The sequence below is a fragment of the Haloarcula sp. CBA1122 genome (genome assembly GCF_009741785.1).
Taxonomy (GTDB): Archaea; Halobacteriota; Halobacteria; order Halobacteriales; family Haloarculaceae; genus Haloarcula; species Haloarcula hispanica.
In genome coordinates, this window is the sequence record NZ_WPCB01000056.1 from 1 (window position 1) to 23,278 (window position 23,278).

21 protein-coding genes and 2 pseudogenes are annotated in these 23,278 nt (G+C 62.8%); 11 read left to right on the forward strand and 12 right to left on the reverse strand.

The window, feature by feature from the left end:
- Together GJ630_RS19770 and GJ630_RS16640 are read right to left on the reverse strand one after the other, a co-directional pair.
- On the reverse strand, positions 1–301 hold a 301-nt coding region (locus tag GJ630_RS19770), incomplete at its 3' end, for a hypothetical protein (RefSeq protein ID WP_217284529.1).
- Between the two features lie 22 nt (positions 302–323).
- Positions 324–824, reverse strand: coding sequence for a GNAT family N-acetyltransferase (locus GJ630_RS16640; RefSeq protein ID WP_050037662.1), 501 nt, complete (start codon positions 822–824; stop codon positions 324–326).
- A gap of 157 nt (positions 825–981) precedes the next feature.
- On the opposite strand from GJ630_RS16640, the gene GJ630_RS16645 reads away from it, so the two are divergent.
- Positions 982–1,278 carry a hypothetical protein gene (locus GJ630_RS16645; RefSeq protein ID WP_044951716.1) on the forward strand — a complete coding sequence of 99 codons (297 nt, stop codon included), beginning with the start codon at positions 982–984 and terminating at the stop codon, positions 1,276–1,278.
- A gap of 34 nt (positions 1,279–1,312) precedes the next feature.
- On the opposite strand, the pseudogene GJ630_RS20635 reads toward GJ630_RS16645, so the two are convergent.
- A pseudogene (locus GJ630_RS20635) lies at positions 1,313–2,106 on the reverse strand (hypothetical protein).
- 88 nt (positions 2,107–2,194) lie between these two features.
- Between GJ630_RS20635 and gatE the strand changes: the two are divergent.
- Positions 2,195–4,066, forward strand: a complete 1,872-nt coding sequence (gene gatE / locus GJ630_RS16655; protein ID WP_050037660.1) for a Glu-tRNA(Gln) amidotransferase subunit GatE — start codon at positions 2,195–2,197, stop codon at positions 4,064–4,066.
- Here the strand turns inward: gatE and GJ630_RS16660 are convergent.
- Both GJ630_RS16660 and GJ630_RS16665 read right to left on the reverse strand, forming a co-directional pair.
- Complete coding sequence (locus tag GJ630_RS16660) at positions 4,063–4,482, reverse strand: hypothetical protein (protein WP_191450415.1); 420 nt, start codon at positions 4,480–4,482, stop codon at positions 4,063–4,065. The two genes, gatE and GJ630_RS16660, sit on opposite strands and share 4 nt — an antisense overlap.
- A 61-nt stretch (positions 4,483–4,543) precedes the next feature.
- Entirely contained in the window at positions 4,544–5,032 is a 489-nt protein-coding gene (locus GJ630_RS16665; RefSeq protein ID WP_050006915.1) for an HTH domain-containing protein, read from the reverse strand.
- 300 nt (positions 5,033–5,332) lie between these two features.
- Between GJ630_RS16665 and GJ630_RS16670 the strand changes: the two genes are divergently transcribed.
- Positions 5,333–7,807: a bacterio-opsin activator domain-containing protein gene (locus GJ630_RS16670; protein WP_191450417.1), complete on the forward strand. Its 2,475-nt coding sequence runs from the start codon at positions 5,333–5,335 to the stop codon at positions 7,805–7,807.
- A gap of 3 nt (positions 7,808–7,810) precedes the next feature.
- Here the strand turns inward: GJ630_RS16670 and GJ630_RS16675 are convergent, their stop codons facing one another.
- Together GJ630_RS16675 and GJ630_RS16680 are read right to left on the reverse strand one after the other, a co-directional pair.
- A complete protein-coding gene (locus GJ630_RS16675; protein WP_064288309.1) occupies positions 7,811–8,536 on the reverse strand; it encodes an RNA methyltransferase in 726 nt (241 codons plus the stop codon).
- Positions 8,533–9,057: a hypothetical protein gene (locus tag GJ630_RS16680; RefSeq protein ID WP_014039720.1), complete on the reverse strand. Its 525-nt coding sequence runs from the start codon at positions 9,055–9,057 to the stop codon at positions 8,533–8,535. The genes GJ630_RS16675 and GJ630_RS16680 overlap by 4 nt, the downstream gene beginning before the upstream one ends.
- A gap of 265 nt (positions 9,058–9,322) precedes the next feature.
- On the opposite strand from GJ630_RS16680, the gene GJ630_RS16685 reads away from it, so the two are divergent.
- Both GJ630_RS16685 and GJ630_RS16690 read left to right on the forward strand, forming a co-directional pair.
- The gene (locus GJ630_RS16685; protein ID WP_008310442.1) at positions 9,323–10,282 is read left to right on the forward strand and encodes a transcription initiation factor IIB family protein; all 960 of its coding nucleotides are present in this window, start codon (positions 9,323–9,325) and stop codon (positions 10,280–10,282) included.
- 143 nt (positions 10,283–10,425) lie between these two features.
- A complete protein-coding gene (locus tag GJ630_RS16690; protein ID WP_014039719.1) occupies positions 10,426–10,758 on the forward strand; it encodes a hypothetical protein in 333 nt (110 codons plus the stop codon).
- 283 nt (positions 10,759–11,041) lie between these two features.
- Here GJ630_RS16690 and sop2 read toward each other — a convergent pair whose 3' ends face one another.
- On the reverse strand, positions 11,042–11,752 hold the full coding sequence (gene sop2 / locus GJ630_RS16695; RefSeq protein ID WP_191450419.1) for a sensory rhodopsin II: 711 nt from the start codon (positions 11,750–11,752) through the stop codon (positions 11,042–11,044).
- Positions 11,753–11,754: 2 nt separating this feature from the next.
- Positions 11,755–13,956, reverse strand: a complete 2,202-nt coding sequence (locus GJ630_RS16700) for a methyl-accepting chemotaxis protein (RefSeq protein ID WP_146417581.1) — start codon at positions 13,954–13,956, stop codon at positions 11,755–11,757.
- A 399-nt stretch (positions 13,957–14,355) separates the two neighbouring features.
- Here GJ630_RS16700 and GJ630_RS16705 point away from each other — a divergent pair, with 399 nt between their 5' ends.
- Both GJ630_RS16705 and GJ630_RS16710 read left to right on the forward strand, forming a co-directional pair.
- Positions 14,356–15,312: an NADPH:quinone reductase gene (locus GJ630_RS16705; protein WP_191450421.1), complete on the forward strand. Its 957-nt coding sequence runs from the start codon at positions 14,356–14,358 to the stop codon at positions 15,310–15,312.
- 94 nt (positions 15,313–15,406) lie between these two features.
- Entirely contained in the window at positions 15,407–16,117 is a 711-nt protein-coding gene (locus GJ630_RS16710; protein ID WP_191450423.1) for an SDR family oxidoreductase, read from the forward strand.
- Positions 16,118–16,272: 155 nt separating this feature from the next.
- Here GJ630_RS16710 and GJ630_RS16715 read toward each other — a convergent pair whose 3' ends face one another.
- Positions 16,273–16,569, reverse strand: coding sequence for a hypothetical protein (locus GJ630_RS16715; RefSeq protein WP_008310451.1), 297 nt, complete (start codon positions 16,567–16,569; stop codon positions 16,273–16,275).
- Between the two features lie 315 nt (positions 16,570–16,884).
- Between GJ630_RS16715 and GJ630_RS16720 the strand changes: the two genes are divergently transcribed.
- Positions 16,885–18,222, forward strand: coding sequence for a sodium-dependent transporter (locus GJ630_RS16720; protein WP_151102984.1), 1,338 nt, complete (start codon positions 16,885–16,887; stop codon positions 18,220–18,222).
- A gap of 516 nt (positions 18,223–18,738) precedes the next feature.
- On the opposite strand, the gene GJ630_RS16725 is transcribed toward GJ630_RS16720, so the two are convergent.
- Positions 18,739–19,719, reverse strand: coding sequence for a DMT family transporter (locus GJ630_RS16725; RefSeq protein ID WP_151102983.1), 981 nt, complete (start codon positions 19,717–19,719; stop codon positions 18,739–18,741).
- Positions 19,720–19,943: 224 nt separating this feature from the next.
- Here GJ630_RS16725 and GJ630_RS16730 point away from each other — a divergent pair, with 224 nt between their 5' ends.
- Positions 19,944–20,735: a winged helix-turn-helix domain-containing protein gene (locus GJ630_RS16730; protein WP_146417527.1), complete on the forward strand. Its 792-nt coding sequence runs from the start codon at positions 19,944–19,946 to the stop codon at positions 20,733–20,735.
- Between the two features lie 46 nt (positions 20,736–20,781).
- Here GJ630_RS16730 and GJ630_RS16735 read toward each other — a convergent pair whose 3' ends face one another.
- Complete coding sequence (locus GJ630_RS16735) at positions 20,782–21,405, reverse strand: uracil-DNA glycosylase family protein (RefSeq protein WP_146417528.1); 624 nt, start codon at positions 21,403–21,405, stop codon at positions 20,782–20,784.
- 141 nt (positions 21,406–21,546) lie between these two features.
- Here GJ630_RS16735 and GJ630_RS16740 point away from each other — a divergent pair, with 141 nt between their 5' ends.
- Together GJ630_RS16740 and GJ630_RS20175 are read left to right on the forward strand one after the other, a co-directional pair.
- On the forward strand, positions 21,547–23,097 hold the full coding sequence (locus tag GJ630_RS16740; protein WP_371727796.1) for an acyl-CoA carboxylase subunit beta: 1,551 nt from the start codon (positions 21,547–21,549) through the stop codon (positions 23,095–23,097).
- A 2-nt stretch (positions 23,098–23,099) separates the two neighbouring features.
- Positions 23,100–23,278, forward strand: a pseudogene (locus GJ630_RS20175) (acc operon protein); the annotation flags it as partial.

Below are 23,278 nucleotides of genomic sequence, written 5' to 3' on the forward strand. Positions count from 1 at the left end.
AGCAGGGGCGCGAACGGAGTGAGCGGCCCTCGTACCGGAACGGCGACGTGAGGAGCCGTGATGGAGTAGCGAAGGCTGAGCGAAGCGAAGCCTTCGGATAGGCGAGCGGGGAGGAACGACCCGTGAGCAGCGAGAGCCGAACGGAGTGAGATTTCTCGTACCGGAACGGCGCTGTGAGGGTCCCGGTCCCCGAAATGCGAGCGACGACAGCGGGAGCCGCGAACAGCAGTGTCCCCTGTTGTGTCTCTGTTTTCTGGTCGGTTCTGTGCCGACGGACAGCCGTCACCGCGGGAAACAGCATTGGGCCACCACGGCTGATGCTTCTAGACCCGCAACTCGTCCGCAAGGACGTAGCGGCTCTCGGGGTAGCGCTCGCCGCCGATTTCGGTTTCGCTCTCGTCGGCGAACTCGAACCCGAACCCCTTGTAGAACTCGGCTCCGGGCTCGTTCGCCGAAAGGACCATCGCGTTGATCCGGTCGATGTCGTGCTCGAACAGTTCCTCGCAGGTCCGTTCTAGCAGGGTCCGGCCGATGCCCTCGCGCCTGTAGTCGGGATGGACGTACAGCCGGAGAATGTACCCCACGCGGTCGGTTTCGTGCCACGTCGCGTGTGCGAACCCGACAACGCGTCCCTCGCGCTCGGCGACGAACAAGAGCGTCTGCGATTCGACCAGTTCCGATTCGATCTGCTCGGGCGAATACCAGTCGCCAACGCCGTCTTCGACTGTTTCCTGGGTGAGCAACGGGTAATCCGTCTCCCAGGCAGCCGTCGCAACCTGGTTGATTGCCGTCACATCATCCGGAGTTGCCGGTCTGACTGTCATATGGAAACGTATGTCACGGTGTGTGATATGTTTTCCCGCGCAAGTGGATCGAAATATCAGGTCTCGCCTCAACAACCGGATCTGGTCGGCGAGGATGATCACCGAACAATCCAAATTCATAATGTTTTTTAATTATGAAACGGAGTATGTGATACAGATGCGTTACTCGGAAACGTTGCAGTTGTTCGACCAGGCCTGTGAGTTCCCCGCCGACCACACCACTATCGTCCACCAGCTCGGCGACGTCGAGCTGGTCGCCCAGAACGGCGACTCCGTCGAAATGAGTGAGGTGCTGGCTCGGACCAGCGAAGCCACGTACCAGTCCGCAGAGGGGCTGTATAACTCCCTCGTCGGGAACCTCGACGACGATTTCATCGGCCGGAAGTACTACGACGACCGGGCCGGGAGCACGTCCGGAACCGACGAAGTTCGAACGGAAACGGACCGTCTCTAGCCGCTGGATGCGCGGTGCCGCGTGCTGGCCCGACTCAGTTCATCGGCGTTGATTCGTTGAGCCACGCCGGCCGCTCCGCCGTCGTCTCGCCGATGTCCTCGTACCAGAAGCTGTATTCGACGATGCGGTCTTCGGTGCGATACCAAACGCTGAATCGGCGGACGAGGCCCGCGGGTTCGACCAGCAGTTCAATTCGGAGTTCCTCCAGCCGTTCTGTAGTCGGAATCTCACCGCCGGAACCGCGAATCCGGTAGGCCTGGCTGCCGTCACTGGTGACGACGGTCGTAGAACTCTGGTTGACCACGGCGTAGCGATTCAGGTAGAACGCCGTCCGGTAAGCGTACTTGTCGCGGCTGAAGCGGACCTCGCCGCGCTGGCGCTCGACGGTGCCGTCGTCCCGCCGCTCGTACCAGTTGGTGCCGTCGGCGTAGGTCGACTGCTCGTACCGCCCGACGGTCCCGTTCGAGTCAGTCGTCAGTCTGACCATCTCGTCGCGATACCGCGTTAGTGATTCGACGGCGACAGTCTCGGTGCGCCGGACGGAGCTGCTGTCGTTCCCGATTGTGAGCTCGGTGTAGCGTTCGTTCAGAGTGTAGGTAGTGCCGTTGAGTGCCTGCCGGTGGGCGGCGGACAGGAGCGCGACGTTTTCGAGGCGCTCCGTGGTACGCCGGGCGGCGAGTCCAGCGTCGTTGCCGTGTCCGACTCCGCTGCTGTCGGGACCGGGGCCGGCGTGACGGTACCCTGATTTGCGGCCTCAGCGCCGACGAAGGCGTTACAGCCGGCTGTCAGGAGCAGGACGGCCACCGCGGCTGTCGACAGCCAGCGCATACTGACAGTGAGGGAGAGAGCGTCAAAAGCACGGCGGCGAGCGCGGGAAGGGTGCGTTTTTTGGCCCCCGGTCCCGGACACCTCGACAATGACCGAGTACGACTACGAGGAGCTGGGGCTCGTCGCCGGGCTGGAGATCCACCAGCAACTCGACACCGCGACGAAACTGTTCTGTGACTGTCCGACGACGATCCGCGAACCCGAGGAGAGCGAGCGCTCCTTTACCCGCTATCTGCACCCGACCAAGAGCGAACTCGGGGAGATCGACCAGGCGGCCTTAGAGGAGAGCATGGTCGACCGGGAGTTCGAGTACCTGGCCTACGACACGACCTGCCTCGTCGAGGAGGACGACGAGCCACCCCACCGCGTCGACCGCGAGGCGATGGAGACGACGCTGGAAATCGCCCAGCTACTGGATATGTCCGTCGTCGACCAGGTGAACGTCATGCGAAAAATCGTCGTCGACGGGTCGAACACCACGGGGTTCCAGCGGTCGATGCTGGTCGCTAACGACGGGGCCATCGAGACGAGCGCCGGCCCGGTCGGTATCGAGGACATGCTACTGGAGGAGGAGTCCTGCCAGCGCGTCGAGGAGACCGCCGACGGTGTCCGGTTCTCGCTCGACCGGCTCGGCATCCCGCTGGTCGAAATCGGCACGAAGCCGGACATCAGTTCGCCCGAGCAGGCCCGCGAGGCCGCCGAGCGAATCGGGATGCTCCTCCGTTCGACCGGGAAGGTCAAGCGCGGCCTCGGGACCATCCGACAGGACGTGAACGTCTCCATCGAGGAGGGCGCACGAATCGAACTGAAGGGCGTCCAGAGCCTCGACGACATCGACGACCTCGTCCGCAACGAGGTCCGCCGGCAGGTCGAACTGCTGGACATCGCCGACGAACTCGCCGGACGCGACGCCGCCGTCGGCGAGCCACAGGACGTGACCGGGGTGTTCGAAGACACGGAGTCGGGCGTCATCGAAGGCGCGCTCTCCTCGGGCGGCGAGGTACAGGGCCTCCTGCTTTCGGGCTTCGACGGCCTGGTCGGCCGCGAGATTCAGCCCGACCGCCGGCTCGGGACGGAGCTGTCCGACCACGCCAAGCGCCACGGCGCGGGCGGCATCTTCCACACCGACGAACTCCCGGCCTACGGTGTCACCGAGGCGGAAGTCGAGGCACTTCGGGACGCCGTCGGCGCAGGTCCCGAGGACGCTGTCGCCATCGTCGCCGACGACCCGGAGACCGCCGAACTGGCTATCGACGCCGTTGCCGAACGGGCCGAGACCGCGCTCGAAGGCGTCCCCGAGGAGACGCGGGACGCGAACGAGGACGCCACGTCGCGGTACCTCCGACCGCTCCCCGGCGCGGCCCGGATGTACCCCGAGACGGACGTGCCACCGGTCGAACCCGACGTGACCGAAGTCGAGACTCCGGAGCTACTCACCCAGAAGGTCGACCGGTACGAGAGCGAGTTCGACCTCGGCTCCGGCCTCGCCGAACAGGTCGCCTACGGCCAGCGGTGGCCGCTGTTCGAGGCGCTTGTGGAAGGCGAGGGCGTCGACCCGACGCTGGCCGCCGGGACGCTGGAGTCGACGCTGACCGAACTCCGCCGCGACGACGTGCCCGTCGGGAACCTCACCGACGAGCACCTGTGGGGCGCAATCCTGCTGGTCGATGGCGGAGACGTGCCGCGTGAGGGGATCGAGGACCTCCTGACAGCCCTCGCAGAGAACCCGTCGCTGACGGCCCAGGAAGCCGTCGAGCAGGAAGGACTGGGCGGCGTCGACGAGTCGGAGGTCCGGGACGCCGTTGTCGAGGTCGTCGAGCGCCACGAGGACCAGATCGCCGAGGAGGGGATGGGGGCGTTCTCGGCACTGATGGGCGAGTGCATGGGCGCACTCCGTGGCAAAGCTGACGGCGATACAGTTAGCGACGTGTTGCGCTCGGAGATACAGAAGCGGGCTTAATTGCTCCGTTCGGGGCGTAAAGAGTCGATATCGACGGCGTTCGATGACAGGCCGTCACCGCTTGCTGACAGGTCGTGTTCCATTGTCTCCTCGAGCAACGGGACGAGCGCCGGCGCGTTCGGCCCGATATCGACCATATCTTCCGATTGGTCGTACTGGACGACACCGGCATCGACCAGCCGCGGAAGGTGGTTGTGATAGAGGGCCGTGTAAATCTTGAGTCGCTCGTCGCGGTGCTGTTCGGCCGGTGTCCCGTGTTCGAATTCGGTCACCGTATCCGTGAGTACGGCTAGTGAAACCGGCGTCGTGTACTGTGAAAGCCCGTACAGGAGGTACCGCCGGTAGTGCGACGACAGGAGCGACAGTCGGTCGTCCAGCGGAAGCGAGTCGGGGATCTCAGTTTGTTTCGTATTCATTTTGATTGGTATGGTGCTGGATGGGGACAGCTATCGTGGCAGGTTTGGGGCGGTTCGAACGCTATTGTACCACGGTACGCTCGTGTTCGAGTTCGTCGGCTAGGTCTGCGGCATCCGCGAGACGGTTGACACGGTCGGTGACGCGGTGGACCGTTCCATCCCGCGTACAGGGGGCGACATGCGTGAGGTCATCATCAACGTATTCGGCGAGGGCAAGCGTCGGCAGCGTGATCACGCTGACCGATTCGTCAGAAACCATGTTCGTCAGCGGGTGCTCCCAGTCGAAGGCAGCAAGCGAGGCATCGGCGTCGCGCTCCCACTGTTCGAACATGGAAAGCCGCTCCAACAGGTGTCGTCCCTCCGCAGTCCGCTGTGCGAGCCGCGGTTCGATCCGGCGCCCCCAGATTAATATCGACAGATCCTCGATATAGCCCGCGTCCTCGAGAGCCTGTAACCGGTCAATCAGGTAGTTCTGTTGTTGCGTTGCATCTCCCGGACAGAGGGACCGGACGAACAGTTCGACGCGAACCGGATTGGCAGTGGAATCCATAGTGAGATGTTGAGTATCCTGTGCCTCGATACAGCGGTAACTGTCCTAAGCACTCTCTCTAGGCCCCTAGAATAAATCGGGACGAATCGGATTCATGGGTGATATATCTGGGTCAATCGGTAATTGGTTAGTATGTGAATATCTGGTAGTTGTTTTGCCAAGTTTGTGTTCAAATCAGCCCGAATAGAGCTCTGGAGTTCGGTTTCTGCATAGTATTCACCACAGACGTGTTCCCCGAGAAAATATTACTATTCTAACTAGACACCGGGCGTTAAGTAGCTCGCCGCCACACTTTGACTCATGGTCCCAAGTGTCATGGATGGCCATGATATCCCAGCCCTGTACGGGCCAGCCATGGATACACTACCACTCATGTTTGCGATCGTAGACGAGTCCGGGGTGATCCTCTCGACGAACGAGACGTGGAGCGAGTTCGGCCGGGCAAACGGAACAGAGCTGACACCGAATACGCTGGGCGTGAACTACTTCGACGTCGCTGACATGGCTGACGACGCGACCGGGCAACAGGCAGCCGACGGGATCAGAACCGTCCTCGCTGGCGAACAACCCACGTTCGAACTTGAATATCCATGTCACGCCCCGTCATCGCAACGGTGGTTCCGGTTGTACGCCGCCCCGTTCACTATCAACGGGGAGACGTATGCGTCCATCGCACATATCGACATCACGGCCCGCAAGCAACGGGAGTCGGTGCTCGAAACGGCCTACGACATTTGTACCGATTCGAGCCGGACGTTCACGGAACAGCTCAACGCGCTGCTAGAACTCGGCTGTGAGACGCTCGATACGTCGTTTGGGACGCTCTCCCGGGTCCACGGTGACGAGTACGTGTTCGAGGCAGTCACTGCACCGGCGACTGCCGACCTCGAAGCCGGCAGCACGACCAGCATCGAGGACCTCCCGAACTGCAGACACGTCGTCGAACACCGCGAACCGCTCGCGATCAGTGACGTTGCTGCGGACGCGCCGGACCTCGCTGACCCGGAGTGGGGAATCGCGAACTACATCGGCGCGCCCGTCGTCGTCGACGGGGCCGTGTACGGGACGTTCTGCTTCTACGGGCTGGAACCACGCGAGACAGTGTTCACGCAGTGGGATCTGACGTTCGTCCGGTTGCTCTCGGACTGGGCGGGCTACGAACTCGAACGACAGCGCCACACGGAACAGCGAAGCGCGTTGAATACTGCCCTCCCAGACCCCAGTTTCATCATTGATGCGGAAGGGCGATTTCTCGACTGTCTGACCGATCCCGAGACGATGGTGACGGTCGACGATACGGACACGCTTGTCGGTCAGACGCTACACGAGTTTCTTCCCCACGACACCGCTGATTCGCTACTGGCGACCGTTCGTGCAGCCCTGCGGACCGGGTCGTTCCAATCTGTGGAGTACAAACTGCAGCTTCCCGGTGGCAAGCGGTGGTTCGAGGCGCGGGTCGCGCCGCTGGAAAGCCGCACGTACGACCTCGATACCGTCATTTTCGTCGCCCGAGACATCACTGCGCACAAAGACCGGCAGGCCGAACTCGAACGACAGCGTGACGAACTCGAACAGACACAGCGGCTCAACGTGCTGGGCAGAGAGATCGCGAAGGCGCTACAGGACACACAGACGCGTGAGGAAATCGAATCGGCAGTGTGTACGCATCTCACTGAATCGGACCTGTACCAGGCCGTGTGGGCCGGGAGCCGCGGGAGTGCCACGAGGATAACACTGAGTGCCGCCGCTGGGATTGACACGGCAACGCCGGAGCATATTTCGCCCGGCGAGCACAGTCTCGCCATCGATGCCATCGACACCGGCGAGGTACAGGTCGTCGAGGATATCACCGACGTGTCGACGCCCTCGGACACCGGGATGGACCGCCCACTACTCGCAGACCGCTGCTCCGTCGCGGCTGTTCCCCTGACAACTGGCGAGACCACGTACGGCGTCCTGATGGTGTATGCATCGACAGAAGCCACGATTGGCTGTCGTGAGTCGAGTATCCTGGCCGATCTAGGGCGACTTATCGCGCTTTCTATCCAGCGAGTCCACAGTCAGCAGTCACTGCTGGCGGCGACAACGGTCGAACTCGAATTCCTGACGCCGGACTCCGATGACGCCTTCGCCGGCCTCTCAGCGATGCTCGACTGTTCGTTTACGCTCGAACGGCGCGTCCCGACCAGTTCCGGGAACTGCCTCCACTACGTTCGCATCAGCGGTGTGGACACTGACCGGGTGTGTCAGGCGCTCACTGAGACGCCCTCGGTCGAGTCCTGTACCGTCGTGGAAACGGCGGCGGAGAACCGAGCGCCCCTGCTCGAAGTCGCGCTCGACGAGATATCCGCATCGCCGCTCGACACGCTCGCAGATTACGGCGGGGCCGTGCGGCGGGCCGTCGCAGCGGACGGCGACCTGCGGTTCACAGCGGAGATGGCACCGGACATCAACGTCCGCGCCGTCGTCGAGGCGATTCAAGAGATCGCGCCCGGGACAGAACTGCGGAGCAAGCAGTACGTCGACCAGCCAGTCTCGACGGCCACGGATTTCCAGACGCGGATACGCGACCGGCTGACGCCGAAACAGGCCGCCGCACTCAAGACTGCCTACGCACGCGGCTACTACGACTGGCCGCGAGGGAGTTCCGCGGAGGAACTGGCTGCGACACTCGACATTTCCGCGCCGACCTTGCACTACCGGTTGCGGAAGGCTCACGACGCCGTCATCGGCGCGCTGTTCGACTCCGGAACCGGTCCCGGGAAACACGACTGAACCTCACTCGTCTTCGGCACGCTCGATTCGCTGTCGGGCCTGCCGGAACAGGCCGCGGAGGGTCTTTGTCTCCCGGCCAGTGGGTTGTGCACGCCCGAGCACCCGGCGGAACAGCCGCCGGGCCTTGTGCTGTTTCTCTTCGGGGTGACCGATAGCGCCGAGGAAGCGGTCGAACTCCTCGTGTAGCCCCTCGACGGCCGGCGTCGCGGCGAGCGTGTGCAGCTGTTCGGGGTGCTGGGTCTCGTCGACAGTTAGCTCGCGGAGTTCGTAGAGCACGATGGTGGCCGCCTGACCGAGGTTCAACACCGGATACGACGCGCTGGCCGGGATAGAGCAGACGACGTCCAGCCGTGCGAGTTCGTCGTTCGAGAGCCCGACCCGTTCGCGGCCGAAGACGACGCAGATGTCGCCCTCGACATCCTGAAGCGAGTCGGCAAGGTCGGCCGGCGTCGTCGCCGGATACCGGACGTGGTTGGCGGGGTCCTCGTTCGTCGTCGCCGTGCAGGCGACGGTGTGGTAGTTCTCGACGATCTCGTCGAACGTTACCGTCCGGGCGTTCGGGAGGATGTCGTCGCGGGCCTGTCCGGCGAAGCCGTACGCTTCGCCGTCGGGGTCCAGCTCCGGCGGGTCGACGAGCAGCAGTTCCGACAGGCCGAAGTTCTTCATCGAGCGGGCGATGGTGCCGACGTTGCCCGGTGTCTCTGCATCGACGACGGCGACCGAAATCATACGTCCAGGTCGCTCAGGTCCATATCAATTGTGTCGAGGTCTTCCTCGTCCATCTGCTCGACTTCTTCTTCGAGTCCCGGAATCGCTTCGTCCCTGTCGGGGGCCTCCGGCAGCGCTGTCGGGTCCTCCTCGACGTGTTCGAGGCCGACATATCCCTCGGGGGCGCGGTTCCCGTCGAGGAACCACTCGTGGAAGGCCGAGGCCAGGTCCGTCTCTCCGGCGTGGGCCTCGCCGCCCTCCTCGCGGAACCAGTAGATGAAGTCCGTCTCGTGGTCCGAGCAGACGACCACCTCGCCCATCGGCTCCCCGTAAATAGCATCCGCGACGTTGCACTGCTCGATGTCTTCGTCGCCGTGAATCAGCCAGCAGGCGTCACAGGGGTCGACGACCCGCTCTGCGAGCACCAGCAGCCGCTGGCGGGTTTCCGGTTCCATCGTCTTGAGCGGCCGGACCCGTCCGTCCGGCCCGAGTACGTCCTCGTCGAAGCGCCAGCCACGAAGCCCGATATTGACCTTGCTCATACGTCAGAGTGGGAGAGTCCCGGACTAAAAGAGCGCGATATGCCGGTCGACCGCTACCGATCCGTCCGCGCTCCAGCATCATCGCGGAGTGTGAACGGGGTGTGTCAGCCGGTTACACCCACCGCTCGTTCGAAACATAGACAGTTCTAGCTAAATTTAACATGATTATTCCAGCTAGCATCCGCGGCCAGCATCCAGATCAGGCAAAACTGTTGGTCTCGCCCAAACATTTATACGTGATTGGCTTTTCTCCGTAAAAGAACACATGGAACGGCCGACGCGCCAGCGGGATTCTGACCAGGAGGAACGCGAGGAGGAGTCCGAGAGCACGGGCCAGCAGACCTGCCCCGAGTGTGAGTCGGAGTCCATATCTAGCGACGGCGGTGGTGAACTCGTCTGCGAGGACTGTGGCCTCGTCATCGAGGACGAGAACATCGACCGCGGGCCGGAGTGGCGGGCGTTCAATCACTCCGAACGCCAGTCCAAGTCACGCGTCGGAGCCCCCACGACCCAGACGATGCACGACAAGGGGCTGACCACACAGATCGACTGGAAGGACAAGGACGCCTACGGTCGGTCGCTCTCCTCGGAGAAGCGGAGCCAGATGCACCGCCTCCGGAAGTGGCAGGAACGCATCCGAACCAAAGACGCCGGCGAGCGGAACCTGCAGTTCGCGCTGTCGGAGATCGACCGCATGGCCAGCGCACTCGGTGTGCCACGGTCGGTTCGAGAGGTCGCGTCGGTCATCTACCGACGCGCGCTCAACGAGGACCTCATCCGCGGTCGGTCCATCGAGGGCGTCGCCACGGCCTGTCTGTACGCGGCCTGTCGACAGGAAGGTATCCCACGGAGCCTGGAGGAGGTCTCGGACGTCTCCCGGGTCGAGCAGAAGGAGATCGGGCGGACGTATCGGTACGTCGCCCAGGAACTCGAACTGAAGATGGAGCCGGTCGACCCCAAGCAGTACGTGCCCCGCTTTGCCTCCGAACTGGAACTCTCCGAGGAAGTCCAGTCCAAGGCCAACGAGATCATCGACACCACCGCCGAGCAGGGCCTGCTCTCGGGGAAATCACCCACCGGCTACGCCGCCGCGGCCATCTACGCCGCCTCGCTGCTGTGTAACGAAAAGAAGACCCAGCGCGAGGTCGCCGACGTGGCCCAAGTGACAGAGGTCACCATCCGCAACCGGTATCAGGAGCAGATCGAAGCGATGGGCATCCACTGACCGGGCGCGTTCCCTGTTGTGCAGTAGCGTCGTTCTCTGGTCGCCGTTTATTCGCTGCGCTGACAGCTGTCGTGTAACGTAGCCGCCCGGTACTGGCTGGGTAGGCGTGCAGAACTATCTGTCTGGACGCCAATACCGTAGGTATGCCTGTCTCGCCCGCACAGAAACGGCTCGCAATTCTCGTTATCGGACTCGTGATCCTCTTTGCACCCGCGCTGTTCGTCGTCGCCACGCTGGAGTTTCTTATCCTGTCCGGTGACCTCGCGCTCAGCGAAATCTCGCTCCTCGAATTCGTCGAACTGTATCTCATCGACTTAGTGCTGTTCGTCCTGCTCGGCTACGGCGTCTACCGGTTGACGTTCTGGCTGATTGAGAACCAGCTTCCGGAGGCACTCGATAGCGTAGACGAGACCGAGGCAACCGACGCGACTGACGAAGCAGAACCGTCTGGTGGCGTCAATGAGGACCGGTCCTGAAAGACCGGCACTGCTGAGGCGACACAACGACGTGCCGTGAGTTTCTCGCAAAGTCGGGACCGCTCGCGGGTTTTCCGCCGCCGACCGCGTCAACGAGGCCGACCCAGTGCTTGCGGGTCGCTCTCCCCGCTCGCATTTTCGAGGGCGACTCAGTGCTCACGGCTCCTTCCGTCGCCGCTCGCAACAACGAGGGCCGCTCACTGCTCGCGGATCGTTCCTCCCCGCTCGCGACAACGAGGGCCGCTCACTCTGTTCGCGCCCCTCGCTTCGTTCGCGCCCCTCGCTAGTCCCCTGCAACCGCCGTCAGCTCCTCGGCACTCTCGCCGACTGAGCCGAGGTCCATCATTGCCAGCAAGGCAATGACGCCGAAGCCGACTTTCGTGACCACGTCGAGGTACACGATCACGAGTGTCGCAGTCTCGACGTCCATGAGGCCCACTCCTGCCGCACCGAGCAGCCACACGACCGGATACACCATCCAGAGGACGACGACGAAGTTCCGGAGCGTGCGGTACAGGCTGATCTCTATGTCGGACAGGGTCGACTTCGCAGCCGCCGCAATGTTCCCGTAGAGGAGATAGATGACGCCGCCGAACAGCGCCGCGCCGACCGCGAACAGCACGTAGCTGACCGGCGATGGCGTGACCGCGCCGGCGAACCCGAAGACGATAGTCAACGCCTGCAGGACGACGAGTTTCACCGTGTCCTCCCGGCTTGCACCGGCAAGGAGCGCCAGGAACCAGACGTTGAGCGGCGTCGTCAACAGCCAGTCAACGTAACGGATCACGTACACCGTGTGGCCCTGGCTCTGCATCGCTCCGAAGCCGAGCGCCATCAGGGCGTAGGCGACGATGGCGATACCGGGAATCGCTATCAACAGGAGGTAGCGCTTCCGCGTCTCTTCGGGGACGAGCGTGTAGCCGTATGCCAGCACGGCCGTCCCGAGCAGTTCACCCAGTAGTCCCAGCGTGAACCAGGTCGTTATGGTTGCCATTGTTAGTCGTCCCCCACCACAGCCGTGCTGTCGGTGTCCGTCCCGGCCGAGCTTTCGACGGTAAAGCGGTCCAGTAGCGATTCGAGGTCGTCAGCCCGCTGCCTGAGTTCTGTCGCGGAGTCCGACACTTCGTCGATGGACGCGGACTGGTCCTGTGCCGCGCCAGCCACAGTATCTGCCTCCGTCGCCGTCTGCTGACTGATCGTCGTCAGGTCGTCGATGGTCCCCATCACGTCCTGTGCGGTCCGGGCCTGTTCCTCGGTCGCCCGGTCGATCTCCTGGATGCCGGTGTCGACCTCTTCCGTGTACTCGACGATGGTCTCCAGCGCGTCGACGGTCTCCTCGACCGTCGAGACGCCTTCAGTAATCCGGTTACTGGTCGACTCCATCGTCTCGACCGTGTCGCCGGCCTGCTCTTGGATGCCCGCAATGCGCTGCTCGATGTCGGCGGCGGCCTCTTTGGTCTCCTCTGCGAGGCCCTTGATCTCGTCCGCGACGACGGCGAACCCTTCGCCGTCACCGTCAGCGTGGGCGGCCTCGATGGAGGCGTTCAGTGCGAGCATGTTCGTCTGCTCGACGATGCTCGTGATGACGCCGACGATCTCGCCGATCTCGTCGAGTTCGTCGTCGAGCGCGTTGATCTCTTCGACGGTCTCGCCGGTCTCGTCCTCGATGGCGCTCATCTCCGCGATGGCCTCCTGGGCGGCTTCGCGGCCGTCCTCACCGACTTCGGCGGCCGACTGGGACGTGTCGGCAACCTGCTGAGCGGAGGAGGCGACCTGCTGTGCAGTCGCCGAGAGGTTCTGCATCTCGGCGGCCGCCGATTCCAGCCCCTCGTTTTGCTCGGTCGTGCCTTCGAAAATCTCGTTTATCGACTTCGACACTTGCTTGCTGGCCTGGTCGACCCGCTCCGCGTTCGAGTTGACGCGGTCGCTGGACTGGATGACGTTGGCCGCGAACGCCTTCATGTCGGCAATGGTGTCTTCGAGCGCATCCAGCGTCGTGTTGATGTCCTCGCCGACCTCCGCCATCGCCTCGTTCATACTGTCCGTATCTACCCGTGCGGTGAGGTCACCGTTAGCGGCGGCGGCGAGCGCGTCGCTGTACTGCTGTGCCTTGAGTTCGAGGTGGCCGGTCAGCGCCTCCATCTCGTTGCGTTCGGATTCGACGTCCTCACGGGCCGTCTGTGCCTGCTCTTTGGCCTCCTCGGCTTCCTGCCGTGCGGTTTCGGCTTCGGATATCTGCGTCCGGAGGTTCGCCCGCATATTGTCGAAGGCGGCGTACAGCGTTCCGAACTCGTCCTCGCGTGACGTGCTGAGGTCGACGTCGAGTTCCCCCTCGGCCATCGCTTCGGCCTTCACCGAAAGCCGTCGCAGCGAAGCGATCGTGTTTCCGCCGATCGTGACTCCGATGAGTCCGAGGTTGACGACGGCAAGCAAAATGAGCCCGATGAGGTCAGAGTTGATCTGGTCGCTCAGGGCGTACGCGTTCTGGCGATCAGCGTGGACCATAACGACCCAGTCCTGTGATTCGAGTCGGTTCAGTCCCATCAGCATACTGTCCGTTTCGTGGAAGGCGCTCTCGCCGGGTTCGAGCGTCCCCAGCGGGTTCGACTCCATCTCCGAGATCGGTGCTGTCGACCCGATCATCGAGGTGTTGGGGTGGGAGACGAACTCGCCGTCAGTGTTGACGACCGTGGTAAACGACCCATCGCGCTGGTTCGATATCTGGTCGGCCTTCTCCCGGAGGTCGATCATATACACGAGCGCTCTGTCTTCGTCACCGGGGACCGGCGAAACGACGGCCACTATCGGATGGTCGACGACCGAGACGGAGAACGGCTCCGTCACATGCGTGTCGTCGGGACCGTCGAACTGTGGCGGGTCCGTAGCGAACGGTGCCCCCTGCTCGGCAGCGTTGACCCCGATGAAGTCCTGATTCGAACTGGCACGGATCTCGTTTGTCTCGGTGTCGAAGTAGTGCACTGCGACGACACCGGGCGGGAGTTCCTCGTTGGACCGTAACTCCTCCAGTCGTTGCTGTTTCTCCGTGTTCGTCCCGTCAGTGAACACGGGGAGTCGCGACGTTGATCGGACATCCCGCTGCGATGTCGTCAACCATTCGTCCAACTGTGCGGCCTGCGTCTCTGACAGCGCCGTGATGTCGTCCGCAACGTCTTCCTCGAGAGTGGCGGACGCCTGCACGCTTGTCAGGACCCCGGCGGCGATAATAACAATTATCGCGAATGAAAGCGCCAACCCGAGTCTAGCAGCGTAACTGCCAGCAATAAAACTCGGGAGCGGCGAGTCCCTATCTGATTCCATCATCCAGTGCTACGCAAACGTGCTAATAAAGCGTTGGTGCGCAATTTTCACCGATGATAAACGCTGTGGCCACTGTGGAAATTCATAGCCCCGGTACGGCTAACGTTGGTTAGTTGTGTTTTTCTGATAATATCATCCGCAGTCGCCGATATGAGTCCTGACCCAACTCGTTCGCTGTCGGCGCTGTCACTCAACGTACCGCGATATGTTGAGAAGCGTATTCGGGGCCGCTCAGTCCGTGGGGAAAGGTTTTCCCGATACCACCTGACGCATACCCCAATGCGTGCTGTACGATTCCACGAATACGGCGGGACGGACGTGCTCCGCGTCGACGACATCGAACGACCCACACCAGGTCCGGAGGAGGTCCTGCTCGAAGTCGAGGCAGCGGCGATCAATCCGGTCGATACGTACTTCCGGGCCGGCGACTACGAGCCGGGCGAACTGCCCTGGATACCCGGCTCCGACTGTGCCGGGACCGTCGCCGCGACCGGCGAGCGCGTGGCCACCGTCACCGAGGGCGACCGGGCGTTCGCGACCGGGCTGGGGAACTGGCTCCAGGGGACCTGCGCGGAGTACGTCACTGTTCCCGGATCGCATCTGGCGCGGCTCCCCGACGGGGTGTCCGCCGAGGCGGGCGCGGCCGTCGCGCTCGTCGGCGTCACCGCCTGGCAGACGCTCGTCGACGCCTGCTCGCTGGAGCCGGCCGAGCGGGCGCTGATTCACGGCGGGAGCGGCGGCGTAGGCCACGTTGCAGTCCAGTTGGCTGCGGCGAACGGCGCGCAGGTGACGACGACAGCATCGCCGGCCTACCACAACCATCTGGCCGACCTCGGCGCGGACGACGTGTTCGACTACAGCCGGGACGACCTCGCCGACGCGGTGGTCGACGCCGGCGCGCCGGACGTGATTCTCGACCACCGACTCGACGACTACCTCGCATTCGATGCCGAGGTGGCCGCCCAGGGCGCTCGAATCGCCGCTATCGGGAACACCGACCTCGCGGCGACGTTCGAGAACGTCCCGCGCTGCCGGGCCAAAGCCCTCAGCGTTCACCACGTCTCGATGTTCAACACACCGGAGTTCGGCGCGGTGCTTTCCCGACTGGCGACGCTCATGGCCGACGACGACCTAACGCCGGTCGTCGCCCGCCGGTACGACCTCGACGACGTCCCGGCCGCTCACAACGACGTACTGAACGACAGCTTCCTCGGCAAACTCGTCGTCATGCCGTAGACCGGCTACTGCGGACCCCGTCGTCGGTTTACCGGCCCGGTCCTCGCGTTTCCGGGGATTGGCATTTATCCCCTTGCTATCCGTTGACAGATGTATGTCAGTCGAATTTGATTTCGGCGGTGAGATAGCACTGGTTACGGGTGTCGGCGGGGCGCTGGGCAGCGCGGTCGCAAACGCGTTCCTCGAAGCCGGGACGACCGTCTGTGGAAGCGACATCATCGAACCGAATACCGAGGACTTCCTGTTGTCCGATCCCGACAGCGTGGATCTCTACCAGGCAGACTTCAGCGACGAGGAGGCTGTCGCCGAGACTGTCGACGCAGTCGTCGACGAACACGGGCGACTGGACTACTTGCTGAACATCGCCGGAACGTGGCGGGGTGGCACACCGATCCACGAGACGGACGTGGACACGTTCGACTTCCTGTTCGACGTGAACCTGAAGACGATGTTTCTGGCGTCGAAACACGCGGTTCCACACTTGCGGGAGACCAAGGGCGCAATCGTCTCAGTTTCCGCGCGGTCGTCACTGGAGGGCGGTGACGGCGACGGTATCTACCGCGCATCGAAAGCCGGTGTCCGACTCCTGACCGAGACCATCGCGGCGGAGAACCTCGGGGCCGTGCGAGCCAACGCCGTGATGCCGAGCGTCATCGACACCCCGATGAACCGCGAGATGATGCCCGACTCCGACTTCGAAACGTGGGTCGACCCGAAAGACATCGCGGACGTGATGTTGTTCCTCTGTTCGGACGCCGCCACCGTGACCAGCGGCGCAGCGGTGCCGGTGTACGGCGAGGTCTGATACTGTTAGCTAGACCGTCGGACAGCGTCTTCCACCGACAGCACGAACCACTCCACTCACGTTTGACTATTTAGGGTATCGGTGCGATTGCCTGGTCACCCACCGATATCGTGTCCAGAACGACGACCGGGGGTCTGGATGAGCGGGAGCAATCGTCAGAAGGAGACGGTAGATTCGTCTCTGATCTCAGTTCCGATTGCAATCCCCCCGCGATCATCATAGTACTTGCGTCCAATGAATGTCTCGTCGAGATTGCCGATAATCGAGGTGTAAAGCGCATCCGCGGTCAGATAACTCTCCTCTTCGACCGGGTCTAACGTCTCCTGAATAGTCACCGAGTTACCGGAGGGAGACGTTATTTCAATGGCACCGATCTGTTCAATCACAGCCGTATGCGTCGCTGGGAACTCGAGCGATTCATCAACAATCCGCTCTGTATCTGAATAGTCCATGTCTGTTGTCCGAGAACCGGGGGTTCGGTCCCTACGTTCCACAGTACGCGGCGAACATGAATCAAACCCAACAATTTTCACCGTGGACTTGTTTTTGATTATTTGAGGTACAGATTCTGGACGTGGTCATATAGGTAGATTCGAAGTCACATATCCACGCTGTCGAGAAATGACCAGCAAGGAGGTGTCAGTGTGGACCTCTCGGCTGCTGCTGTTCGCCGTCGCAAATGATGTCAGACTGGTCATACTATCGGATGGTATTGCGAACCGGAATCACGGTGGTTTTTATACCCCAAAAGAATATGCCGCATCACAATGAGTGACAGAGAAACGTGGGCCTCACGGCTCGGGTTCCTTCTCGCAGCAATTGGTAGCGCAGTCGGTCTCGGAAACATCTGGCAGTTCCCGTTCAAGACCGCGACAAACGGCGGCGCAGTGTTCCTCGTCTTTTACCTCGTCGCCGTGTTGCTCATCGGCTTTCCGGCAATGCTGGCGGAGTTCATCATCGGTCGGCGAACGAACCGTAATGCCGTCGACGCGTTCGCAGAACTCGGGTTCAAGCAGTGGCGGGTCGTCGGTGGCCTGGGCGTCTTTACGGGATTCTGGATCCTCTCGTATTACAACGTCGTCGGCGGGTGGGTCATGCGGTATATCCTCGGTAGCGCGACGGGCGCATACTTCGGAAACTCCGCGGAGTACTTCGGCGCTATCTCAAGTGGGCCAGAAGCTGTCGCCGGGCAGGCGCTGTTCCTGCTAATCTGTGTCGGCATCGTCGCAGTGGGTGTCGAGGACGGTATCGAGAAGGCGACGAAGGTGATGGTCCCCAGCATCGTCATCCTCATGATCGGGATGGCGGCCTGGGTCACCACACTCGAGGGAGCAGGCGCTGGCTACAGCTACTTCCTCTCGCCGGACTTCTCCACGCTGGCGGCGAACGCCGGCGACCTGATCCCGTTCGCGGTTGGACAGGCGTTTTTCACCCTCTCGCTGGGGATGGCAGCCATGATCACCTACTCCTCGTACATCGGTGACGACGAGAGCCTCCCGGTCGATGGTGGCATCATCGTCGTGACGAACACGCTCGTCGGTGTGCTGGCGGGTCTCGTCGTGTTCCCGATTCTCTTCGCCATCAACATCAGTCCCGACACCAGCGGCCCGTCCGCCATCTTCGTCGCGATGGCGTCGGCGTTCCCACAGCTCCCCGGGGGTCGACTCCTCGGTATCGTGTTCTTCGGCGTTGTCCTCATCGCCGCGATCTCCTCCGCGATCAGCCTGCTCGAAGTTGCAGTCTCCTACGGTGTCGACAACACGCCGTACTCGCGAGTGCAGCTGTCGGCAATTCTCGGAGTTGGGCTGTTCGCTCTGGGTCTGCCGTCAGCCTGGGACCTGGCGTGGTTCGGCTGGTTCGACACGCTCGCGTACAAGCTGTTCCTCCCGCTGTCGGTGCTGCTCGTTCTGGTGTTTGTCGGCTGGGTGCTCTCCTCCAGCGCAGTTGCCGAGCTCCGACAGGGAACGGGTGGGCTCCGGGCGTTCGGCCCGACCTGGCTCTGGATGGTCCGAACGGTGGTCATCCTCGGCGTCATCCTGACGCTGGCGCTCGGCCTGCAGACGCTGTTCCTCGCCGAGGACCCGGCGATCATCCCGCCGATATAACCGACGTACGGTATCAGTTTCCGGCGGACCTTCTTTTCCGCAGTTCGCGGTGACCGCCCAGTGTGTGCGGTTGCTGCGAAAAACAGTCGCAGTGGTCCGACGGGGGTCCAGACAGTTTTTCCAGAGTAGTATTTTTTCGGCCGCAGGAGTCTGAGTCGACTGTACCATAGGGCTGTGTCTCTGTCACGCTTCGCGTAGACGTAGATACACGCCACCGAAGAGGCAGACCGTTGCCACCAGCAACAGACCACCGCTCAGCACGTCTCTGAGGGTCCCGGAAACACCGGGACTTTCTACGATTTCAAACGTAGATTCAAACGCTATCGACTGAATGACCAGAGCCAATCCGCCAATCGGTATCAAGAGCTGTCGAATGCGTCCGTTTTCGTTGAAATTCACACCATTGTAGACACATGATGGCGGTATGAATGCGTTGCTGAATTTCTATGACTGGTGGACTCGGTGTACTAACGATTTAAACTAGACAGCAGCTATACGACACCCTACTAGCCGATTTCAGTCGGATTCGAACCCGCGCGGTTCGTCCGCAATCCCGAGACTCTCGGGGGCAGTGTCACCCTCGTCGGCGGTACCCGGGAGCAGTGCGTGGATATCGACCGACTCGCTGCCAAGCACCGCGAACCCGGTGAAGATGGTCAGAAAGCCGGCCACTGCAGTCGGGGTGATAGCCTCGCCGAGCACGGCCCACCCGCCGAGCGTCGACACGACGGGGACCACGTAGAAGATGAGGTTAGCCTGGATCGCACCGGTGACATCGAGCAGGCCGAAGTAGGCGATGTAGGCGATTGCCCCGGAGAAGATACCGACGTACAGCAGGGCCGCTATCGCAGTCGGAGACCAGACCGCCGTGGCCGCCGATTCGCCCATGCCGATGCTCAGCGCGTGACAGAGCGCAGCGGCGACGGGGAGCGCCCACGCGGTCCGGACTGTACTCGACAGGCCGCCGCCGGACCACCGGATGAGGACGCTGCCCAGCGCGGCGCTGGTCGCGCCGGCGAACAGAACGAGCTTGCCGATGCCGCCGCTCAGGAGCATCGCTGGGTCGGGGCTGACGACGAGACCGACGCCGAGCAGGCCGATAACCATGCCGAGGCCGCCGCGGGCCGAGAGCCGCTCGTCGGAGAGCAGGATAGCGGCGAACACCGGCGTCAGTATCGGGTTGAGACTGAACACGATGGCGGCGACCGCGCTGGTGGCGGACTGCTGGCCCACGAATAGCAGCGCGTTCGCGAGGCCGAGGGCGAATAGCCCCGTCGAGAGAATCGCCAGCACATCGCCACGGGTTCGCGGGAGCAGTTCGTCCCGTGATCGGGTCACGCCGATGTAGCCGAGGAGCACGACGGCGGCGATGTCGAATCGGAGGGCGACGAACAGAAGCGGCGGGAGATACGACAGGCCGGCCTTCGCGCCGACGAAGGTCCCGCCGAGCAGGACGCTGGCGACCGCAGCGAGGGCGAGGGTGCGGCGCGAAATCATACCGCCACCTCGTATTTGGGTTCTGAAATGACTGCACAGCCGACAGAGAGAACGCGTGGAGAAACCTGAATCATCGTACTCTACAGTACGGTATCGATACTTATAGGCCCGTTTAGAAAATATTACATAACGCGAAACGGCCGAACACCCGTGGCGGATGTGCACGGTGTGAAATTATTTCATACTACGAAAGCGATTTAGGACGGACTTCCTAACGTGGCGGTATGGAATCGGCGCTCGAAGAGATCGAGTTCCTCGCGCTCTCGTCAAACCGGGTCGAGGTGTTGCGGCTTCTGGCCACGGAGCCACACTCACGCGGGGAACTGGCGGCCGAAACCGGCGCGTCACAGGCGACGCTCGGCCGGATCATCGCTGACTTCGAAGAGCGGTCGTGGATTCGCCGAACAGGGGGCGAGTACGTCGCCACGGCGACGGGCCGCATCGTTGCTAACGGGTTCACCGACCTCCTCGGTAGCCTCGAAACCGAGCAGCGGCTGCGCGACATCGTCCAGTATCTCCCCACCGATGCGATGGCCTTCGACCTGCAACATCTGGCCGACGCCACGATAACCGTTCCAAGTCAGACGCGCCCGAACGCGCCGGTCCAGCGATTGCTCGACCTGCTTCGAGATGCCGAGGAAGTCCGGACGTTCTCCCATGCGTTCAACGACCAGGCGATTCGAGTCGTTCAGGAACGGGTCACCGCCGGCGAACAGCGGTTCTCGGGCGTGTTCTCGCCCGGCGCGATAGACGCACTGGCGGCGGACGACCGACTCCGGAAACGACTCGAATCGCTGCGTGCCGAACCGGACGCGTCAGTCCGGGTGCGAACCGACGGTGTGCCACTTGCGGTGATGATCGCCGACGACGTGGTCCATCTGCTGTTGCGGGACGACAACGGCGTTCTACAGGCGTCGATCGATACGACCGCGCCGGCCGTCCGCGAGTGGGCTATCGAGGCGTTCGACGCGTACTGGGCGTCCGCGGAACCGCTCTCGGACGAGTGGACGCTGTAGCCACTGTTTCTGATCGTCGGAGCCGCTGTAAGAATCAATAGAACCGCTACCGGACCAGATACGGGTCGTCGTTCGGCAGGAACCGCCCGAGGTCCGCCTCGCGGCGATAGTCGGTCTTCAGTAGCGCAGTCAGGACGTCGACAAGGGCGTCTTCGTCGTCGTCGCTCCACTCCGCGGGCTCTTTGATCGGGTAGACGAGCCAGCCGCTCCCGACGACCTCCGTGGCGTGGCGCGCGTCCATGTCTATGGACTCGGTCGGCTCCGATGTCGTGTTCGCGAACACATGTCGCGTGGCGCGCTCGCCGACAGGTAGGAGAACGTGGGCGGTGATGGCCCGGAGTTCCGTGTCGAACAGCGGTTCCAAGTCGTCGTAGTCCGACTCGGTCGGCGGTTCGCCGCCGCACATATACAGATAGGACAGATACGTCTTTTCGACGGTCGGCGGCGTGCCGGCTTCGGCCAGCAGTCCGGCCTCGACAAGCGCCCGCTGGAGGCGTTCGCCCGCAGCGCTGTCGGTAAAGGGGATGCCGGACGTTTCGCCACCGTGGACACCCGGATGGTCGCCGATGACGTGAAAGTGGGCGTTGGCGTCGCCGTACCCGGGCACGAACGGCTCACACGGTGCGTCGAAGCCGAAGGGGTTGTGCTGGCGGGCCGTGACGTTCTTCACGCGCGAAAGCAACGGGCCATCGCTCAAAACTCCGCCGGTTTCCGTTATCGAATACGAGAAATAATGGTGAAGTTTGATAACGCTTTTCTCGGATGCCCGCAAGGAGTCGGATATGCTCCGGTCCGGGAGAAGTGATATCGCGTGAGCCACGATGACCGTGTCGAGGACCTTCGGGAACGAAAAGCCGAGGCCGAACGAGGTGGTGGCGAGGAACGAATCGAGGCGCAACACGACCGCGGGAAACTCACCGCGCGTGAGCGCATCGATTACTTCCTCGACGACGGCACCTTCGTCGAGATCGACTCGCTCCGTGAACACCGCTCGACGAACTTCGACATGGCCGACAAGAAAGTACCGGGAGACGGCGTCGTCGTCGGCTACGGCAAAGTCGACGGCCGCCGGGTGTACGTCTTCGCCCACGACTTCACCGTCTTCGGCGGGTCGCTGGGCGAGGCGTTCGCACAGAAAGTCTGTAAGGTGATGGACAAGGCCATCGAAACGGGCGCACCCATTATCGGGCTGAACGACTCCGCCGGCGCGCGGATTCAGGAAGGGATCGACTCGCTGGCGGGCTACGCCGATATCTTCCACCGCAATCAGCAAGCTAGCGGTGTCGTGCCACAGATTTCGGCCATCATGGGGCCGTGTGCCGGCGGTGCAGTGTACTCCCCGTCCATTACGGACTTCGTCTACATGGTCGAGGAGACCAGCCACATGTTCATCACCGGGCCCGACGTCATCGAGACGGTGACCGGCGAGGAGGTCGGCTTCGACGAACTCGGCGGCGCGAAGACCCACGCCTCCGAGTCCGGGGTGGCTCACTTCACGGCCGCCGACGAGAAAGAGGCGATGGACGACATCCGGTACCTCCTCTCGTATCTCCCCCAGAACAACGTCGAGGACCCGCCGCGGGTCAAACCCTGGGACGACCCTGAACGGCGGGACGAGGCACTGAAGACGGCTGTTCCCGACGCACCACAGAAACCCTACGACATGACGGATGTCGTTGGACGCATCGTCGACGAAGACTCCTTCTTCGAGGTGGCCGAGGACTTCGCGCGCAATATCGTCATCGGGTTCGCCCGCATGGACGGCCACAGCGTCGGCGTCGTCGGCAATCAGCCACGAGTCAACGCCGGCACGCTCGACATCAATGCCTCGCGGAAGGGCGCTCGCTTTGTCCGGTTCTGTGACGCGTTCAACATCCCGATTCTCACGTTCGTCGACGTGCCCGGGTTCATGCCCGGCGAGGACCAGGAGCGTAACGCCATCATCAACCACGGCGCGAAGCTCCTGTACGCCTACTCCGAGGCCACCGTCCCACTGGTGACCGTCATCACGCGGAAGGCCTACGGCGGGGCCTACGACGTGATGGCGTCGAAACACATCGGCGCAGACATGAACTACGCCTGGCCAACCGCCGAAATCGCCGTGATGGGGCCGAAGGGCGCGGTCAACGTCCTCTACGACGACGAACTGGAAGACGCCGACGACGTGGAGGCCCGCCGGCAACAACTCATCGACGAGTACCGCGACGCCTTCGCGAACCCCTACACGGCGGCCAAGCGCGGTTTCGTCGACGACGTCATCGAACCACAGGAGACCCGCCCGCGGCTCATCGACGACCTGGACCTCCTTCGGGGGAAACGCAAGGACCAGCCCGACCGCAAGCACGGCAACATCCCACTGTAACGATGGCCGCAGACACTGACTCGGCTGTCGACGCCGAACTGGTCGCGGAGATCGCTGCCCAGCTCGACGACGCGTCGACGGACGAGGCGGCCGCCATCGCCGTCGCCATCGGTGCACACCTCACCGACCGTCAGCGCGCGGCGGCAGCGGCCGCGGCGGCTGCGGCGGCAGACGACGGGGA